Annotated in this window: 14 protein-coding genes; 8 read left to right on the top strand and 6 right to left on the bottom strand. The window is 63.6% G+C overall.

The genetic code is table 11. The features are described 5' to 3' along the window. Positions 1-25 precede the first annotated feature (25 nt). Positions 26-427 (top strand): serine protease inhibitor, encoded by a 402-nt coding sequence (locus J3D46_RS07700; RefSeq protein WP_231340475.1) that lies wholly within the window; start codon positions 26-28, stop codon positions 425-427. A gap of 42 nt (positions 428-469) precedes the next feature. Here J3D46_RS07700 and J3D46_RS07695 read toward each other — a convergent pair whose 3' ends face one another. Beyond that, positions 470-1204: a S9 family peptidase gene (locus J3D46_RS07695; RefSeq protein ID WP_253466180.1), complete on the bottom strand. Its 735-nt coding sequence runs from the start codon at positions 1202-1204 to the stop codon at positions 470-472. A 90-nt stretch (positions 1205-1294) separates the two neighbouring features. Between J3D46_RS07695 and J3D46_RS07690 the strand changes: the two genes are divergently transcribed. Then, on the top strand, positions 1295-1762 hold the full coding sequence (locus tag J3D46_RS07690; protein ID WP_231340473.1) for a MarR family winged helix-turn-helix transcriptional regulator: 468 nt from the start codon (positions 1295-1297) through the stop codon (positions 1760-1762). Here the strand turns inward: J3D46_RS07690 and J3D46_RS07685 are convergent. After that, positions 1755-3008 carry an FAD-dependent monooxygenase gene (locus tag J3D46_RS07685; RefSeq protein ID WP_253466177.1) on the bottom strand — a complete coding sequence of 418 codons (1254 nt, stop codon included), beginning with the start codon at positions 3006-3008 and terminating at the stop codon, positions 1755-1757. The genes J3D46_RS07690 and J3D46_RS07685 overlap by 8 nt on opposite strands. A 159-nt stretch (positions 3009-3167) precedes the next feature. Here J3D46_RS07685 and J3D46_RS07680 point away from each other — a divergent pair, with 159 nt between their 5' ends. Further along, positions 3168-3965, top strand: a complete 798-nt coding sequence (locus J3D46_RS07680) for an alpha/beta fold hydrolase (RefSeq protein ID WP_253466174.1) — start codon at positions 3168-3170, stop codon at positions 3963-3965. Between the two features lie 14 nt (positions 3966-3979). Then, positions 3980-5236 (top strand): nitrate/nitrite transporter, encoded by a 1257-nt coding sequence (locus tag J3D46_RS07675; RefSeq protein ID WP_253466171.1) that lies wholly within the window; start codon positions 3980-3982, stop codon positions 5234-5236. Positions 5237-5337: 101 nt separating this feature from the next. On the opposite strand, the gene J3D46_RS07670 is transcribed toward J3D46_RS07675, so the two are convergent. Further along, on the bottom strand, positions 5338-8424 hold the full coding sequence (locus J3D46_RS07670) for a S8 family serine peptidase (protein WP_374110836.1): 3087 nt from the start codon (positions 8422-8424) through the stop codon (positions 5338-5340). A gap of 348 nt (positions 8425-8772) precedes the next feature. After that, positions 8773-11715 carry an exo-alpha-sialidase gene (locus J3D46_RS07665; protein WP_253466168.1) on the bottom strand — a complete coding sequence of 981 codons (2943 nt, stop codon included), beginning with the start codon at positions 11713-11715 and terminating at the stop codon, positions 8773-8775. A 182-nt stretch (positions 11716-11897) separates the two neighbouring features. On the opposite strand from J3D46_RS07665, the gene J3D46_RS07660 reads away from it, so the two are divergent. After that, a complete protein-coding gene (locus J3D46_RS07660) occupies positions 11898-12845 on the top strand; it encodes a phosphoglycerate dehydrogenase (protein ID WP_253466166.1) in 948 nt (315 codons plus the stop codon). A 73-nt stretch (positions 12846-12918) separates the two neighbouring features. On the opposite strand, the gene J3D46_RS07655 is transcribed toward J3D46_RS07660, so the two are convergent. Together J3D46_RS07655 and J3D46_RS07650 are read right to left on the bottom strand one after the other, a co-directional pair. Beyond that, the gene (locus J3D46_RS07655) at positions 12919-13209 is read right to left on the bottom strand and encodes a DUF1540 domain-containing protein (protein ID WP_159705675.1); all 291 of its coding nucleotides are present in this window, start codon (positions 13207-13209) and stop codon (positions 12919-12921) included. 161 nt (positions 13210-13370) lie between these two features. Next, complete coding sequence (locus tag J3D46_RS07650) at positions 13371-13556, bottom strand: hypothetical protein (RefSeq protein ID WP_231340344.1); 186 nt, start codon at positions 13554-13556, stop codon at positions 13371-13373. Positions 13557-13885: 329 nt separating this feature from the next. On the opposite strand from J3D46_RS07650, the gene purS reads away from it, so the two are divergent. Genes purS through purL form a run of 3 tightly spaced genes read left to right on the top strand, consistent with a single transcriptional unit; the run spans position 13886 to position 17218 of the window. Continuing rightward, positions 13886-14137, top strand: coding sequence for a phosphoribosylformylglycinamidine synthase subunit PurS (purS, locus tag J3D46_RS07645; RefSeq protein ID WP_011773385.1), 252 nt, complete (start codon positions 13886-13888; stop codon positions 14135-14137). A 1-nt stretch (position 14138) separates the two neighbouring features. Next, positions 14139-14912 carry a phosphoribosylformylglycinamidine synthase subunit PurQ gene (purQ, locus tag J3D46_RS07640; RefSeq protein WP_253466163.1) on the top strand — a complete coding sequence of 258 codons (774 nt, stop codon included), beginning with the start codon at positions 14139-14141 and terminating at the stop codon, positions 14910-14912. Continuing rightward, complete coding sequence (purL, locus tag J3D46_RS07635) at positions 14909-17218, top strand: phosphoribosylformylglycinamidine synthase subunit PurL (protein WP_253466160.1); 2310 nt, start codon at positions 14909-14911, stop codon at positions 17216-17218. The genes purQ and purL overlap by 4 nt, the downstream gene beginning before the upstream one ends. Positions 17219-17221: the final 3 nt, after the last annotated feature.

The raw sequence follows: 17221 nt of genomic DNA, 5'->3' as shown, positions 1-17221 counted from the left end.
CCGCCGCCACCAGCGAAAGGTCACTATGGTTTCCCCCACGAGCGAGTCACCCAACAGCGAGTACGACGTCGACCTCACAGTCACGCTGACCGAGGCACCTGGCGCTGAGAGCCACGAATTCCACCTCCGGTCCGTCGCCGGCCTCCTCTCCCCGGACTCCGACTCACTGGACTCGAACTTGCCGGACGCACCTGCGGCGCTGGCCGCCGTCGAGCAGTTTGGCGAGGAGATCTTCTTCCCGGAACCCCGGCCGGACCGGATCTGCACGCAACAGTACGGCGGCCCCCAAGTAGCCGTGGTCACTGGCTGGTTCCGTGGACGCAAGGTCCACAGCCGTTTCAGCAGGACCGACGGCTGCGAGATTTCGCGCTGGAAAACCCTGGCGTCACTGCTGGGAAACACCGGAGGCTCAACCGGCGCCGCATAGGCGGCGACCCCGCCCGCTCAGCTTTCCCAGGGGATAGCCGTTCTAAGTCGGTCGATCCACCAGCCGGGCGTGCATCCATTCGACCACTTGCGGCCAATGGATGCCGTCAGGGTTGATGGCTTGCAGATGGTCCAAATGGGGCAGCTGCCGGAAGTCGACCGCGTCGCCAAGGCTCGTGGCTTTAGCGCGGTATGCCTTGGAGTGGGCAACCGGGACCCTTTGGTCGTCTGAACCATGGACAACGAGCAGGGGCTTCCCTAGAGGCAACTGATGCACAGGAGAGTACCTCTCCAGCCGGGCGGGGAGGTCCCCTGCGTCGTCACCAATGAACCCTTTTACTGCACTCTCCCCCAGGTCTTCCCTGTAGGCCCGGGGTAAATCGGTGACGGGCGCCAGAGCTACAAAAGCGTCCAGAAGGCCACCATTGAGCATCCCAAGCTGGGCACCTACCGAGTGCCCAATTCCGACCACCTTCCTTGGCTTCCCTGATTCGGCACTCCAGTCGAGCGCGCACTGCACAGCCCTCGAAACATCATTGACCATTGCGGATGGTGCCGGCGCTTGGCCGACCCGCCGGTACTCCACATTGGCAACCGCCCAGCCGCGCATGACCAGGTCTGCCGCAAGCGGCACCATGAGCTCAGCAGTGAAGGCCTCACGCCAGTACCCTCCATGCACCAGCACCGCCGTGCCATGGATCGCACCACCATCACCGGGTTGATGGAAACTGACCACTTGTTGGTCAGATGAGCCGTACTTATGAAGTGAGGATTGCATTTTTCCTTCTGCCTCTCATGGATTTGTTGGAGGAAGGGCACGCGACTAGTCTGGATTTCAGGAATCACTTCTCACAGGAACCCTCACATTATGAGCAGCCACGACGTCCCTCCCGAACTGCTTGATGACTGGATCCGCGCCTGCAACGACGTGTATCGGGTGCTGCGTCGGGGACGCAGCCGGGTAGGCGTGCTGGGCGAAGGCGAGACCCTGACAGAATCCCAGGTGGCCGTGCTGGATTCAGTCGCCCAGCGTGGCGCCCTTCCCGTCGGCGAGATTGCCCGCCAAGCCGGAATCGCGCAGCCTACTGTGACCCGAATGCTGAATTCCCTTGAAGAACGCGGCATAGTTTCCCGTAGGCCCTCCGAGCATGATGACCGGGTGACGCTGGTGGAGCTCACCTCCCGGGGGGCTGAACTTTGGGAAGGGAAGAGACGTATCCTTCGGGACTTCCAGAAAGATTCGCTGCTTCAATTTCCGCCGGAAACACGCCGCCAGGTTGTTGCCGTCCTGCAGGACTTCGTCCAGATCGTTGACGCCCAGATCTCTGCTAAATAGCGGGGCTTGGATCGGCGAGCCTGTCCCACCCTTTGAACCGTTCGCCGACTTCCACCGGCACCTTCATTCCCGTGGGAACCGTTGATGCCGCGCGGGCCCGGGAACGGCCTATCCGCGGCAAGATGGCGGCAACTTTGAGGATCTCCCGACGCGCATCGTCGGGGACGTTGTTCAGTTCACTCACGCGAACCGAGAACCTCTGGGTGTGTTCGATGACCGGTCGCTCCGTGGATTCCCACAGCGCAAGGGCTCCTTCGAGGGAACGTCCGGATTCGGAGACTGCATGCGCCAGGCCAAGTGCCGACATCATGGCGCAGCCGCCCCCTTGCCCCAGATAGGGTGGCTGGGCGTGTGCCGCATCTCCGATGACGGCAACCCGGCCGGCGGACCACTTTGACAGCTCCACCCACTCGAAGTCATCCCAACGGGGAACGGGACCCAATCTCCGGATGAGGGACTCCAGTGCAGGGAATGACCGCACCCATTCGTCCTTCGGCAGATGGCCGCCCATTGCCCCCAGGTCCGAGGCCGGGCAAACGAGCGCCACATAGAGATCCCCTGAGCTGCTGGGCGTATAGAGCAGAAACCGTTGGCCTGACATGTACTCGATGTAGTTGTCTTCGATCTCACGGGGAACATCACCGGCGGCACGGGGCAGGAGGAGTCGTGCACATCTCTGGCCCAAGGCCTGCCGGCGACGCAACAGGCCGAGGCTTTCACGTACCTGCGATCCAACACCATCGGCCGCAATGACCAGATCGGCCGCCCTCGAGCTGCCATCGGCGAACCTGAGAACCCCTTCCACCTCAGCCCCCACCGCCACCGAACCTGTGACAATCTCAACGCCCGACTCAACGGCGGCGTAATGCAGGGCTGCAATCAACTTCTCGCGCAGCACGGTAAGCACCCGAACGGATCCCGCGGTGTTGATGGGCGTCTCCCCGATCAAGGCTCCTTGGCTGTCGCGGCTCTGGATGCTGGGCCCGTAATGGGCGCCCTCCGTGGCCATACCTTCGACGCCCAGCGCGCGGAGCACCGCCAGCCCGTTGTCCCACAGGTATATCCCCGCGCCCAAAGCACGGATTGATTGATTGGCTTCGTGAAGACGGACCGTCCAGCCGCGCCGCGCCAAGGCAGCCGCCGCGGTCAACCCCCCGATGCCGCCACCGGCAATTTCAACATGGCCCTGCGAAACGCTCATTTGGAACTCCTCGATCGGTGCTTGGGTGGATGTGAGCTCGCTCACGCCGAGAAGTATTACATACCTAGCTATGTAATTGGAACTCTCAAAATATTTACATAGCAGGCTATTGACTTGGCGAAGCAGCGGCCCATAAGCTTCCGGTGACGCTCGTCACATTGAATCAATATCCCCTTCTTTCCGACACTCTCGAGTGAGGTCATCGTGCAGCTCAAAACCACGTCCATCAACAAAACATCCCTCGAATACGTCGAATCGGGCGACCCCTCGGCTCCCCCGCTCATCCTGATCCACGGGTGGGCCCAGGACCACCGGCTCTTTCGACTCCTGGAACCCCATCTGCGGGACCACTTCCGTGTGCTGCGGCTGAATTTCCGTGGTCACGACGGCAGTGCAGGGACGCCGGCCGATTTCACTGCCGAGGACCTCATCCAGGACACCGTGGAGTTCATCGAACAACTCGATCTCGAGGATGTCAGGATCGCCTCAACTTCCCACGGCTGCTGGGTCAACATCGGCGTTCAGGAGCGGCTTGGCGCCAAGCGTTTCGGCCAAGCCGTGGTGATCGACTGGCTATTGAAACCATTTGAAGGATTTCACCAGCAGATCGAACAAGGAGCCTCCCCCACTACCGTCGCCGCGGCACGGCAGAGCATGTTCGACGAATGGACCGAAGGCACGGATTCCGTTGATGTCATCGACCACGTCCAGCGGGAGATGACCTGGTTCGGTGAAAGCATGTGGATGCGGGCCTGCCGGGAGATCCAGAAGAGCTATGCACAATGGGAAAACCCACTTGAACGGATGAAAGCCGTCCCGGGCAACCTCGAGGTGGCTCACATCTACTCTCAGCCACTGGACCCCGAATACCGGAAGTTCCAGGAGGAATTCGCGGCCGGGAACCCTTGGTTCACGCCCATCCACATCCCTGGGAAGACGCACTTCCCAACGCTGGAGAATCCCGAATCAGTGGCCGCCGCCATCAAGACGTTCTTCAGCTAAGCGCCGGTTTCGACATGAACAGTCAACTCCAGCAGAACGCTTCCGCACGATGGGTCATGCTGGGCGTCATCGCCGTGGGCTTCGTTGCGATGACCTTCAACTGGTTCGTCATGCCGTCCACGTTCGCCGGCATTTCAGCGGACTACGACGCGGACCTGCCCCAGCTTGCCCTGCTGATTTCCGGCTTCGTCGTCGGCTACGGAATCATGCACATCCCCGCCGGCTTCATCGCCGCGAAATGCGGCATCCGCGCCGCCCTTGTCGGAGGCTTGCTCCTGGAAGGCCTCTTCACCGCGCTGGCCGGGATCGTTGATGGATACACAATGCTGCTGACCTTGCGCGTACTGGCCGGGCTTGCCGCATCTGTGTATGCAGGAATAGGCATTGCGGCCGTCAGCGTCTGGTTCCGCGGGCGTGAACATGCTGCGGCCTTGGGTGTTGTCTCCGCCGCGTTCAGTGCAGGCGTAGCCGTCGGCCTGTACGCCTGGGGACCGGTCGAACGGTCAATGGGCTGGAGGGGAGCCCTCATCCTGGCAGGGCTCATCGCCGTGGCATGTGCGCTTCTGGTTCTGGTGGTGTACCGGATTCCGCAGGGAGTTCCGGCCCTGCTGGGCACGAGGCTTAGCGGCCGGAACATCGCGGCCATACTCCGCAATCGAAGGCTGTGGCGTCACAGCATGGCGTTTTTCGGTGGCTACGGGGCGTACTTCGTCGCTTCCCAACTGATAGGTGTTTATGCGGCAGAAGAACGCGGGTTCTCCGTGGAGGTGGTGGCATTGGCGGGATTGCTGGTCGGCCTCGCGGGCATCCCGGGCAGCATCATTGCCGGCCTCCTCGCTGATCGACTGTTGAGCGCAAAGATCACGTTCCTCCTTTTCCTGGCGATTCAGGGAATCGGGATCCTCTTGTTGCCCGCTGCGGGATCCGACGTGCTGTGGCTGTCCGCAGCGCTCATCGGCTTTGGCTTCAACGGCTGCTTTGCGGTGTGGCAAACCGCTCCCGGAGAAGATCCGGACGTGCCACCGGAACTCATTGGAACAGCGGTGGGCCTTCTCCTGACCGTGACGGCTGTCAGCGGGTTTATTCTGCCTTGGATCTTCGGTGGGATGGCGGCTTCGGCGGGTTACACCCCAGCGTGGTTGATGATCGGCATCGCAACTCTCGCCTTCGGCTTGTTCGCGCTGGGGCCAGGCAAGCCTAAACCACCTGTGCCACCCAAAGCCGACGATCTGCCGAGTTCCGAACCGACCAGCGCTGTTCCTTCCTCGTAACTGATGGGAAGCCGGTAAATGATGGAAAGATACGGCAGTGGCCGGCGGGATATCCCACCGGCCACTGCCTTTCCACCATCAGTTGACTCGTCAAGAAGGCCTTAGCCGGCGTTGTTGCTTTGCGTCGGCTCGTCGGCGCGGATCTTGCCGCGGTCCTTCTTGTCCTTCTTGTCCTTCTTCGGGTCCTCGTCGTCAGGAACCACTACGGTGCCGCCGGCATTGACCAGGACGGTGACGAAGCTCGGCTCGCTGGTACCTGCGAAGGTCAGGCGGCCGATGTAGGAGCCGGGCTCCAGGTTCTTCCAGTTCAGCGAAATCTGGCCCGTCTTGCCGTTGGCGAGGCGGATCGGATTCGGCGTCACCGTGGCGTTGCCCTGGTTGGCTCCCAGGACTGCGGCATCAACAGTGGCCTTGGTGGCCTGGTTGTTGGGGCTCGCGTAGAGGTTGGCGAAGACGTAGTAGTCGCCGGCCTCCGGGTTGGGGACGGACAGGGTTTCGCTGGCAGAAGCCGTAGCCGCCGGCAACTGCTGACCGGAGGGAGTGAGCACCAGCATGTCGAAGTCCGCGGCCTCGTTGGAGGAAATGACCGAGAACTTGGCAAGGGCACTTCCCTGGCCAACCGTCACCTTCTTCACGTAGTTCGAAGCATTGGTCTCACCCGCGAACGGGCCGGGAACAAGCTCGACTGCCGAGGAATCAGCTTTGGACAGGCCATCAACAGTGACGCCCACCGGCAGGTTGGTACCGGAGGTGATGTTGATGGTGGCCGAGCCGTTGCGGCCCGTTCCGGTAAACGCCAGGGCCTTGTCCGCGATGACGGACTGCGGCCTGACAGCGATCGGCGAGGTGACGGTCTTGTTGGCACCCTGCCAGCTCAGCGAACCCATGGCGAACTTGCCCAGGGCTGCGTTGTTGTTTTCGAACTGGACCTTGAACGTCTTCTTCTCACCGGCTGCCCCGAAGTTCAGGACGGACGGAGTGACCTTGACGTTGACGCCCGGGACGTTGACCGAGGCACGGTAGAGGCCCGGGGTCAGCGCCGTCACCGTACGGGTGACCTCGATCTTGCCTGCGAGGTTACCGAGGGCGAAGGAAGGAACGTTCATGTCGCGCGGGGCCGTGGTGCCGAGGCCTTCCATGCCCAGGTCCATGCCTGTGCCTTGGATGAACTTGAGGTAGTCCTCGGTGGTGGCATCGTAGACGAGGCCGGGCGAGAGGACCTTGGCCGGATCAACCTGTCCGGCACCTGTTGCGAAGACGTCCTTGTTGGTGGCGCCGTTGGCCAGCTTGACCGGACCGGCGGTGGTCATCATGGCGGACTTCACGGTGGCCGGGGACCACTTCGGGTTCTTGCCCAGGATCAGCGCGCCGAAACCGGCAACGTGCGGGGAGGCCATGGACGTTCCGGACAGGAAGCCGAAGTTGTCTCCACCGGTACCGATCGGAGAAACACCGGCGAGGATGGCGACGCCGGGGGCGGACACGTCAGGCTTCAACAGGTCCGAGTCCGTGGCAAGCAGCGGTCCGCGCGAGGAGAACCCGGCGATCTGCGGCTGCGCCTCGGCAGGCAGGCCCGTGGTGTCCCGGTTCAGCAGGGACACGGTGATGGCCGGGTTGGCCGTGACTTTGTCCTTGATGGCCTGGGTAGCAGGCGGGTTCACGTGGACCGTGGGGATCACATGCTTGTCGGTGTCCAACGACGAATCCGTCAGGTTCACCAGGATCATGCCCACGCCGCCGCCACGCAGCACCTCGGCGCTCTTGGCGGTACGGTCAACCACGCCGCGGTCGCAGACAACAACCTTGCCGGCTACCTTGGCCGGGTCCAGGGACCCCGGGGCACAGAGTGCCGCGTTGCCTTCACCGCTTGCAGCGTTGGTGGACAGCACGACGCCGGCCCCGTTCACCTCGCGGTTCATGATGCTCGCTCCGCGGAATTTGCTGCCATCGGAGAATTCAACGGTGCCCTGGAGCTCCTGCGAGAAGGAGGTTGCGGCAACGGTGGTCAGCCAGGGTGCTCCGTGGTTCACTGTGCTGGCGGTCGGTCCGGAGTTACCGGCCGAGGTGGCCACGAAGATACCAGCGGAGGCCGCGGACAGGAACGCCAGCGAAACGGGATCCGTGGTGGACGTGGTGGAACCGGAGATGGAGTAGTTCAGGACGTCCACGCCATCCAGGATGGCCTGCTCGATCGCGTCCACGGAAGCGGAGCCGTAGCAGCCACCCGTGGCGGGGTCGGTGTCTTCCCAGCAGACCTTGTAGACGGACAGTTTTGCGGCGGGTGCGATGCCGCTGGTGGTTCCGAAGCTGCGGCCGTCCACCACTGCGTCCACGTTGGCGTTGCCCGCAGCGGTGGACGCGGTGTGGGTGCCGTGGCTGTCCACGTCGACGGGAGAGATGACCTCTTCCGGAGCACGATTCTCCGGGGGAACGGTCTCAAGGAAGGCGTCCGCGAAGTAGTGGGTGCTGAGGACCTTGGAGTTGCAGGCGCTGCCGTCATAATCCGAGCCGGTGTCGGTGCCGGCCTGGCATTCTCCGACGAAGGTATCGCCGTCTGCCTTGAGCATGGCGATCTTGCCGTCGGCCGTGCGGTAGGGAACGCCGACCTGCGGGTTGCCTACCAGCGGGCCAACGGGCTCACCTGCGAAGAACGGGTTGGAGGGGGTGTAGCCGGTGTCGATCACGCCAACAACGGTGCCCTTGCCGGCATTGTCCTGTCCGCCGTACTGGGTGGCCCATGTACCGGTGGGACCGCTGAGCTTCAGGAAGTCGGTTGTTGAGTAGTCCGGGGCGTACTGCGTGTCCGGTGCGACCATGAGGACCTTGGGGTCCTTGGCCAGGTTAATGGCCTGGTCTGCCGTCAGGTTGGCGCTGAAACCATTGACGGCGGTGGTGAAGTCACGCTCGATGGTGACGTTTTCCTGCGTTGCAACTTCCTGCTGCTGCGTTTGCAGGTGCTGCTGGTATTCCTTCACCTCGGCACTGTCGGCGTCGAGTTTCGTGCCTTCTTCCGGTTTGGTGGGCGCAAGGCCCGCCGTGCCGCCGTCGTAGGTTGCTGCAGGCTTCTCGGCAAGGACCACCATGTAACGGCCGTCCTTATACGCGCTGGGGTCAAGGTTCTTCTTGGCCACGCCTGCAACATTCCCGGGCGTCTCCGGAGCGGGAGCGGCCTGGGCCGGCATCGCCATCGAAGAGAGAAGCAACGGCAAGCCCACGGCCAGTGCCGCAGCCTTTCGAAGCCCCCCGCTTCTGACGAAGCTCTTTCCTTGTGATTTCACGAGTCGTTGCACCTTTCACTGAGGGAGGCCCGGGCTCCATCGCCAAGGCCTGTCAACTGGAGTTGGTTGGTTTTTTGACAGTTCCTGTCAAAGAAGCGCAACCAGCCGAGTCACAGAGTACCTAGTGAGAGCCAAATATGACATAGAGCACATTTGGAGAAATTTGTCTTGTCACAGCACCGGCGATTTGTCATGGAACAACCAGTAACGGACCGCAGGAAGTTCCTGCGGTCCGTTACTGTTGTCGAACGGCAATGATCAGCCCTTGGGCGTCACCTGCAGCCGGTCAAACGAGACCTGGACGCCGTCCTTGTCCAGGACCACCACGTCGTCCCGCCCGTTCTTGACGTCCGGGGGAAGGATGAATTCCACGGTGTTGTCCGTGGTGGGGAAGATCCACCCCAGACGGTAGCTGGCCTTGTTCAGGTAGACGTAGTACCAGTCCCCGTATTCCAGGCCTTTCAGCACCACCTTCTGGCCCGTGCGGTACTTGTCCGCGGTTCCCAGGTCGGTGGGCGGCGTGCCCAGGTTCTGGTGGGTCACGGTGGGCTCAGTCTCCGGTTGCAGCGGCTGCACGGCCAGCACCAGCGAATCACCTTCGGCAGCAGTGGCAACTTCACGGGAGCCGTTGCGCGCCTTTGCCTCAAAGGAAACGGCACCGAGCGTTCCGGCAGCGATATCTGCTGCCGTCAGCACATGCTCGCTCGTAGCGGTCACCGTGGACCCGGCGGCGAGCGCAGCCGCCGAGATGCCGGCGTCGGGTGCTTCCAAACCGGTCACGGCGACATTGCCCGCGTTGCCCACCGTGTAGGTGTACGTGACGGGATCACCGGCACTGGCGAACCGGTCGCCGTCGGCGTCTTCCCACGCGGCCGAGACGGTGGCCTCAAGCTTGGGTTCACGAACCTTGAGGTCCACTTCGCCGCCATCCACCGTGATGGTCTTGGTGCTTTGGCCTGCCGAACTGACTTCCCAAGTGGTCTTCGCAGTGAAGAATCCCTGTTCGGCTTCCTCAGCAGTCACGGTGTGCCGTGGGGTGGCGCATTGGTAGCTCTGCCCGGCCGGCAGCACACCGTAGCGGCAGTTGCCCGGCCCTTCCGGAAGGAACGGGCTGAAGTTGCCGGCAGTCGGGACCACCTTCTCAACCAGCGGACTGGTGTTCTTCACTGCGAACGTATACGGAACCACGTCACCTGCAGCGTACGGCTGGGTTGCGAGGTCACGCCCGACGTCGGCACGCGCCCCGCTGATGTCTGCCGTCAGCAGTCCGTCGCGCAGGGCGACCGCAGCGCCGGCGAACGGAACAGTCTTGGTGAGGGACGGCGTCGAACTTGCGGTGATGCTGAAGCTGGCTTCAGGCACGAAGTAGCCCCGCTCAACGTCGGCAGCGGTGATGATGTGCTTGGCGGTGGTGCAATTGTAGCTGGCACCCGCGGCCAGGTTGTTGAAGCGGCAGTTAGGGGCCGACGGCGGCAGGAAGCCGGAGTCGAAAGTCCCGGAAACCGGCACTGAGTTGGCCGTGACGTTGGCCGTGCTCTTGACGTTGAGCGAGTAGCTGAGGACCTCTCCCACCTGGTACGGGCTGGCGACGACATCGCGTGTCGGAGCCGTTCCCGTGATGGTCAGGCCTACCTGCGGGGCCACCGGCACCGTCGCCGTGAACGTGAATTGCGAAACCCGGCCATCCGCCGTCGTAAATGCGGCGTTCAGGTTCTGCGGTCCGCTGGCGTTCGCGGGCGCCGTCAGTGCGACGTTGACGGTTACCGAGGCTCCGGGGGCGACGGCGGGCACCGGCACCGTGGTGGCCGACCAGCCAGTGGGCGTGTAGACAGTGGCTGTTGCGCCGGACAACGTGACGGCTTCCTGGTTGGTGACGGTCACGGACACCTGCTGGGTAGCCCCCGGCGCGGTGGTGACAGCCGGGACCGAGAGCGGGGCGCAGGCGTAGTTCAGCCAGGCGTCATCGAACGCCGCGAACGGCATGTTGTCCGTGTAATTGCCCTCGTAGAGCACGCCGAACTTGCCGTCCCCGAGGCGGCTCACCGTGGAGTAGGCGGAAAAGCCGGACCGGATGGTGCGGACGCCGGGCCAGGTTGCACCGTCGTCGCAAGAGACGCGGGCGGAGACGTTTTCGCGGCCGGTCTTGGAGTTGGCGTTGGTGAAGATGAGCTTCCTGGCATCGGTGGAGCCCTGCGCCGCGTTGGGGAACATGCGGGCAATGGCGCCGTTGTTGGCAGGATCCGGGAGTTCGGTGTCCTGCGTGACGGGACCATAGGTGGCGCCGCCGTCCGTGGAGATGGCCACCTTGCGGTAGCCCTGGTTGGCGTTGTCCCGTGAGTTCAGGAGCACGCGGCCGTCGGAGAGTTCCACGGTCTTGTTCTCGTCCATGCGGTCACCGACGTTGGCGCCCTTGTGCCAGGTGGCGCCGTGGTCATCGGAGTAGACGCTGTAGGCCTGGATCTTGTTGGTGCCGTCCGCCTGGCGGATGTCCCCTGCGTACTGCTGGATCAGGCGGCCCTTGTACTGGCCGTACTTGAGTTGGATGCCCTCGCCGGAGGACGCGAAGTTGGACCGGACATCGCCTGCTGCGGGGCTGGTCTTGCTGGTTCCGGGCTTGGTCACATTGGTGATGAGCCGCGGCTGGCTCCAGGTGACCCCACCATCGGAGGACTCGATGACTGCCGAGGAAATCACGGTCCGGTCAGCGTCGTTGTTGCCGAACTGGCTGCCACCGAAGCCCTGGTCCTTGGAGTACACGAAGAACGCGAAGACCTTCCCCGCCTCAGAGTCGTAGATGTAGGAGGGGTCGCTGTAGCCGTACTTGGGACCGCTGGCATCGCCCACATGGCCGGCCGCGATGACCGTGACCGGCCCCCAGGTCTGGCCGCCGTCGGTGCTGCGGCGCTGCACGATCGAGTTCGGATTGGGAGCGTCCGCGGCTGAATCCGGACGCCCATCCCAGGCCGCGAGCACCACGTTGTTGCCCAGGTACGTCAAGGCGGGGATCCGGTAGAAGAAGTTGGCGCCTGTACGGTCGGCACCGATGTTGGCCTCAGTGAAGGTGCCGGGAGCTGCAGTGGGGTTGCTTGGTGGGATCGGTGCGGCGATGGCCGGGAGGCCGAGGCCTGCCAGGAGGCCCAGGCTCAGTGCGCCGGCGGCTGCGATACGGGCGAGCGATGGTGCAGGGGGTATGGATTTCAAATCCAGTGTCCTTTCGAATCATCACGATGGGCGTTCGTGTTACGTGCTACGTCGAACGTCCTACAACCATAGGGTGTTGGGCGTCACATTGCTAGGGATGAAGTTGGGGGAAGCCCTTCGACGCGGCAAAGCTGTAGCCTCGAAAGCGAAACCGCCAACGTCTTTCGAACCCTGGAGTCGCCGTGAAAATCCTTGTCCCCGACACCATCGACCTTGACCTCGCCCACCTCACCGCGGCAGGGGATAACGCGGTGGTTTACGCAGTAGACAAACTCATTCCCAGCGAGCACCGCGACGCGGAGGTCCTGGTGGTGTGGCGCAACACCACGGAGAACCTGACCGACGCCGCCCGCTCGATGCCCACCCTCAAGCTGGTGCAAACCCTCGCAGCCGGACCGGACCCCGTGCTGGCAGCAGGCTTCGCAGACAGCGTGGCCATCACCTCAGGCCGCTCACTCCATGACGGCCCCGTCGCCGAACACGCCCTGGCGCTCGTACTGGCAGCAACCCGCAGGCTGGACGTTCTGCTGGAATCCCAAAAGGCAGCCACGTGGAACAAGCCCTACAACGAGGCACAGTCCAACCCGGCAACCGAACAGCTCTACACGCTCGACGGCGCCAACGTCACCATTTGGGGCTTCGGCTCCATCGCGGGGCGGCTCGCTCCCCTGCTGACCGCCCTGGGTGCGAAAGTCACCGGCGTGGCCAACTCCAAGGGTGAGCGCTATGGATTCCCTGTGGTTTCAACAGGCGAGCTACCCGAGGTTCTGGGCACCACCGACGTCCTGATTTCCATCCTGCCCGCCACGGACGAGACCACCGACGCCCTCAACGAAGACATCCTCCGAGCCCTCCCCCAGACCGCCATATTCGTCAACGTGGGCCGCGGTGCCACGGTTGACGAAGACGCCCTCCTTGCGGCACTGCAGGAGGGCCGCCTGCGCGCCGCGGCCCTCGATGTCACCAAGGTTGAGCCGCTGCCCGCCGATTCGAAGCTGTGGGCGGCCCCGAACCTCATCATCACGCCCCACGTGGCAGGCAACCGCCCCAAGGGTTCGGCCCACCTGGTCACGGAGAACATCTCAGCATTGAAGGACGGCAAGCCACTGACCAACCAGGTGGCCGGCTAGGAAGAAGTAGCACGCACCCACAAAGAAGCGGGCCTGTCCTCCAAGGAGGGCAGACCCGCTTCTTCGTGGAATATCAGGCGTGCTCGTACGTCAGGCAGTCGGCGGCTTCGCGGCCCGGACCAACCTTGACGTCGTGTGCCTCGCACATGAGGTTGTTGTTGTGGACGCACTCCGAGCGCTGGCAGGCTCCTACGTGGGCGAGGACCTTGGGGAGGCCACCCATGGCATTCGTGTCGATGAACGTGGCGCACGATGCGTGATCCGTGGTTCCGCCAATGGTGATTCCGAAGGCCGTGCAGCCATTGTGGTTGAACCCGCAAGTGCCAACGCTGCAGGCGGATACTTCGGCAACGTGTTCGGTCATTGTTCCTCCTGGTGTGGATCCTGAATAGTACTGGGGTTGAACCCCGCGTGTACTCTCCAAACTACGCCGGAACCACGCTATTTAACCCCTTCGAATAGCGCATTTGTCTGTGCCCTAATCCGCGCCATTCCGCCGCAAAACGGCGGTTTGAACGTTAGGTATTACTTACTTGGCCTGCGCAGGGCGTCGCTGATCCTGGCTCGCGTTTCCGCATCCAGCGGAGCGGTCACCCGGTTCTCGCGGGCAGCCCTGTCCGCCATGATTTTCTGGATGACCATACGGCCCAAACCAGCAAAAACTGCCGCGGCCACAACGCCCAGCACCATCGATTTCGGTTTCTCAGCCATGCCGCAATCCTAGTGACGCCCACCACGCGCGGCCAGTGCCGCCGTCGGCCGTTTTCCAGTACCTGTATCGGGCCGCCATCTGGTCCAATTTGCCCCGCCTCGGCGGGGTGCCCTCGCGCATTCCGGCTGAATAGGGTATGCGCGCCGCGCCCGGTAGAATGGGTGTGCAAGCTCGCGGAGCGCCCCCCATGCCGTTCAAACATTGCAGTTCACCACCGTGTCCAACCCTGTGTTCGAAACGCTGTTTGAATGCGGCTGAACGGCGTGAGACGGCACCTCCGCGGCAGCCTTATTTAAGGTTCACCCAACTCACGCACAGGAGTTACCGGATGCCCCGGATCGTCGTTGACGTCATGCCCAAGCCCGAGATTCTGGACCCCCAGGGGAAGGCCATCGTGGGTGCTCTGCCCCGCCTCGGCTTCAACAGCTTCAGCGCAGTCCGCCAAGGCAAGCGCTTCGAATTGACGGTCGACGGCGAGGTGACCGACGCTATCCTGGCCCAGGCCCGTGAAGCTGCCGAGACCCTCCTGTCCAACCCGGTGATCGAGGATGTTGTCAACGTCGAGGTCGTCGAGGCCTGATATGACGTCGATCCCCCTGATTGGCGAGGCTGTAGCCGTCGCCGCGGAACCCCGCTTGGCAGGCGCCAAGATCGGCGTTGTGACCTTCCCCGGAACCCTTGACGACCGCGACGCCGCCCGTGCAGTGCGGCTTGCAGGCGCTACGGCGGTGCCGCTCTGGCACGCCGACAGCGAACTCGGCGATGTTGACGCAGTCATCATCCCCGGCGGTTTCTCCTACGGTGACTACCTCCGTGCCGGCGCCATTTCCCGGTTCGCTCCGTTGATGTCCAAGATCATCGACGCTGCCAACTCCGACGCCAAGCTCCCGGTTCTGGGTATTTGCAACGGCTTCCAGATCCTGACCGAGTCGCACCTGCTGCCCGGGTCCATGATCAAGAACGACCACCTGAAGTTCATCTGCCGCGACCAGACGCTGCGCGTGGAGAACGCCAACACCGCCTGGACCGTGGACTACACGGACGGCCAGGAAATCATTGTGCCGTTGAAGAACCAGGACGGCCAGTACATCGCCGACGAGAAGACCCTGGATGCCCTCGAGGCTGAGGGCCGCGTGGTGTTCCGCTACGTGGGCTTCAACCCGAACGGCTCCCGCCGCGACATCGCCGGCATCTCCAACGCCGCGGGCAACGTGGTGGGCCTCATGCCGCACCCCGAGCACGCTGTTGAGGCTGGCTTCGGTCCCGAATCGCTTGATGGAACCGGCGGCCTGGACACCGACGGCCTGGGCTTCTTCACCTCCGTACTGACCAAGATTGTGGGAGGCGACAAGTGACCACGGAAACCACCAAGAAGTTCAACATCGACACCGTTGAGCACGCGGCCAAGACCCCGGACACGGAACTCCCGTGGGCCGAACTGGGCCTGAAGCAGAACGAATTCGACGAGATCGTCAAGGTCCTTGGCCGCCGCCCCACCGGCGCCGAGCTGGCCATGTACTCCGTCATGTGGAGCGAACACTGCTCCTACAAGTCCTCCAAGAACCACCTCCGCCAGTTCGGCGAGAAGGTCACCGAGGAAATGAAGAAGGACATGCTGGTGGGCATCGGCGAGAACGCCGGCGTCACCAACCTGGGCGACGGCTGGGCCGTGACCTTCAAGATCGAGTCCCACAACTCGCCGTCGTTCGTTGAGCCGTACCAGGGTGCCGCTACCGGCATCGGCGGCATCGTCCGCGACATCATCTCCATGGGTGCCCGCCCGGTGGCCGTGATGGACCCGTTGCGCTTCGGTGCGATCGACCACCCGGACACGGCCCGCGTCATGCATGGCGCCGTTGCCGGCATCGGCGGCTACGGCAACTGCCTTGGCCTGCCGAACATCGGCGGCGAAATGGTCTTCGACTCCGTCTACCAGGGCAACCCGCTGGTGAACGCACTGGCCGTGGGCGTCATGCGCCACGAGGACATCCGCCTGGCCAACGCCTCCGGCAAGGGCAACAAGGTTGTCCTGTTCGGTGCCCGCACGGGTGGCGACGGCATCGGCGGCGCTTCGGTGCTGGCCTCGGAGTCCTTCGATGACACCAAGCCCTCCAAGCGTCCGGCCGTCCAGGTGGGTGACCCCTTCGCTGAGAAGGTCCTCATCGAGTGCTGCCTGGAGCTCTTCAAGGGCTCCTTGGTTGAAGGCATCCAGGACCTCGGCGCTGCAGGTATTTCCTGTGCCACGTCCGAGCTCGCTTCCAATGGCGACGGCGGCATGCAGGTGGAGCTGACCTCCGTCCTGCTGCGCGACCCCACGCTGACTCCGGGCGAAATCCTCATGTCCGAGTCGCAGGAACGCATGATGGCCGTCGTGACCCCGGAGAACATCGCCGCGTTCGAAGCCGTGATGGACAAGTGGGCCGTGGAGTACTCCTGGCTGGGTGAGGTTACCGACACCGGTCGCCTCATCATCACCTGGGAAGGCGACGTAATCGTCGACGTCGATCCCCGCACCGTAGCGCACGACGGACCGGTCTACGACCGTCCGTTCGCCCGCCCGGAGTGGCAGGACTCGGTTCAGGCCAACACCTTCACCGGTTCCGTCGAGGACGCCGGCCGTCCTTCGGCTCCCTCGGAGCTCGCCGCAGCCGTCACCGAGCTCGTGGCATCGCCGAACATGTGCAGCAAGGCCTGGATCACCAACCAGTACGACCGCTACGTGGGCGGCAACACTGCCATGGCCTTCCCGGACGACTCCGGTGTGGTCCGCGTTGACGAGGAAACCGGCCTGGGCGTTGCCCTGGCCACCGACGCCAACGGCCGCTACACCTACCTCGAGCCGTACCAGGGTGCACAGCTTGCCTTGGCCGAGGCCTACCGCAACGTCGCCACGTCCGGCGCTGTTCCGATGGCCGTCAGCGACTGCCTGAACTTCGGTTCCCCCGAGGACCCGGACGTCATGTGGCAGCTCGCAGAAGCCATCCGTGGCCTCTCCGACGCCTGCATGGAACTCGGCATCCCGGTCACGGGCGGCAACGTGTCCCTGTACAACCAGACCGGCACCACGCCCATCCACCCCTCCCCTGTGGTGGCTGTCCTGGGCAAGCTCGACGACGTCGCCCGCCGCACGCCGTCGGGCTGGCGCGAGGACGGCCAGGCCATCTACCTGCTGGGCACCACCGCAGCAGAGTTGGACGGTTCGGAATGGTCAAACCTCCGCGGACACCTCGGTGGCCTGCCGCCGAAGGTTGACCTCGCAGCAGAGCGCGCGTTGGGCGAGATCCTGATCAACGCTTCCCGCGACGGCATGGTTGACGCAGCACACGACCTCTCCGAGGGTGGCCTCGCGGCTGCCTTGGTGGAGTCCTCGCTGCGCTACGGCGTCGGCGCCCGCATCGCCCTTGAGGAACTCATGGAGCGCGACGGCGTGGACCTGTTCACCGCGCTCTTCTCCGAGTCACAGGCACGTGCGATCGTGTCCGTTCCCCGCTCCGAGGAAGTCCGGTTCAAGGACATGTGCACCGCCCGCGGCTTCGCCCACCTCCGGATCGGCGTTGTTGACGCCGCCGGCGGAAAGCTGGAGATCAACGGCGTGGACGAGCTCTCCCTGGATGCTCTCCGCGAAGCACACGAAGCCACCCTGCCGAAGTACTTCGGCTGATCC

It is taken from the genome of Paenarthrobacter sp. A20 (assembly GCF_024168825.1).
Lineage (GTDB): Bacteria > Actinomycetota > Actinomycetes > Actinomycetales > Micrococcaceae > Arthrobacter.
The sequence above is the reverse complement of the archived record's forward strand: the minus strand, read 5'-3'. Positions and strand labels throughout refer to the sequence as shown.

Excerpts from the sequence above, each read along its gene's own strand:
- J3D46_RS07700 (WP_231340475.1), top strand. The coding sequence starts at position 26 with ATGGTTTCCCCCACGAGCGAGTCACCCAACAGCGAGTACGACGTCGAC.
- J3D46_RS07695 (WP_253466180.1), bottom strand. The coding sequence starts at position 1,204 with ATGCAATCCTCACTTCATAAGTACGGCTCATCTGACCAACAAGTGGTC.
- J3D46_RS07690 (WP_231340473.1), top strand. The coding sequence starts at position 1,295 with ATGAGCAGCCACGACGTCCCTCCCGAACTGCTTGATGACTGGATCCGC.
- J3D46_RS07675 (WP_253466171.1), top strand. The coding sequence starts at position 3,980 with ATGAACAGTCAACTCCAGCAGAACGCTTCCGCACGATGGGTCATGCTG.
- J3D46_RS07670 (WP_374110836.1), bottom strand. The coding sequence starts at position 8,424 with ATGGCGATGCCGGCCCAGGCCGCTCCCGCTCCGGAGACGCCCGGGAAT.
- J3D46_RS07655 (WP_159705675.1), bottom strand. The coding sequence starts at position 13,209 with ATGACCGAACACGTTGCCGAAGTATCCGCCTGCAGCGTTGGCACTTGC.
- J3D46_RS07650 (WP_231340344.1), bottom strand. The coding sequence starts at position 13,556 with ATGGCTGAGAAACCGAAATCGATGGTGCTGGGCGTTGTGGCCGCGGCA.
- purS (WP_011773385.1), top strand. The coding sequence starts at position 13,886 with ATGCCCCGGATCGTCGTTGACGTCATGCCCAAGCCCGAGATTCTGGAC.
- purQ (WP_253466163.1), top strand. The coding sequence starts at position 14,139 with ATGACGTCGATCCCCCTGATTGGCGAGGCTGTAGCCGTCGCCGCGGAA.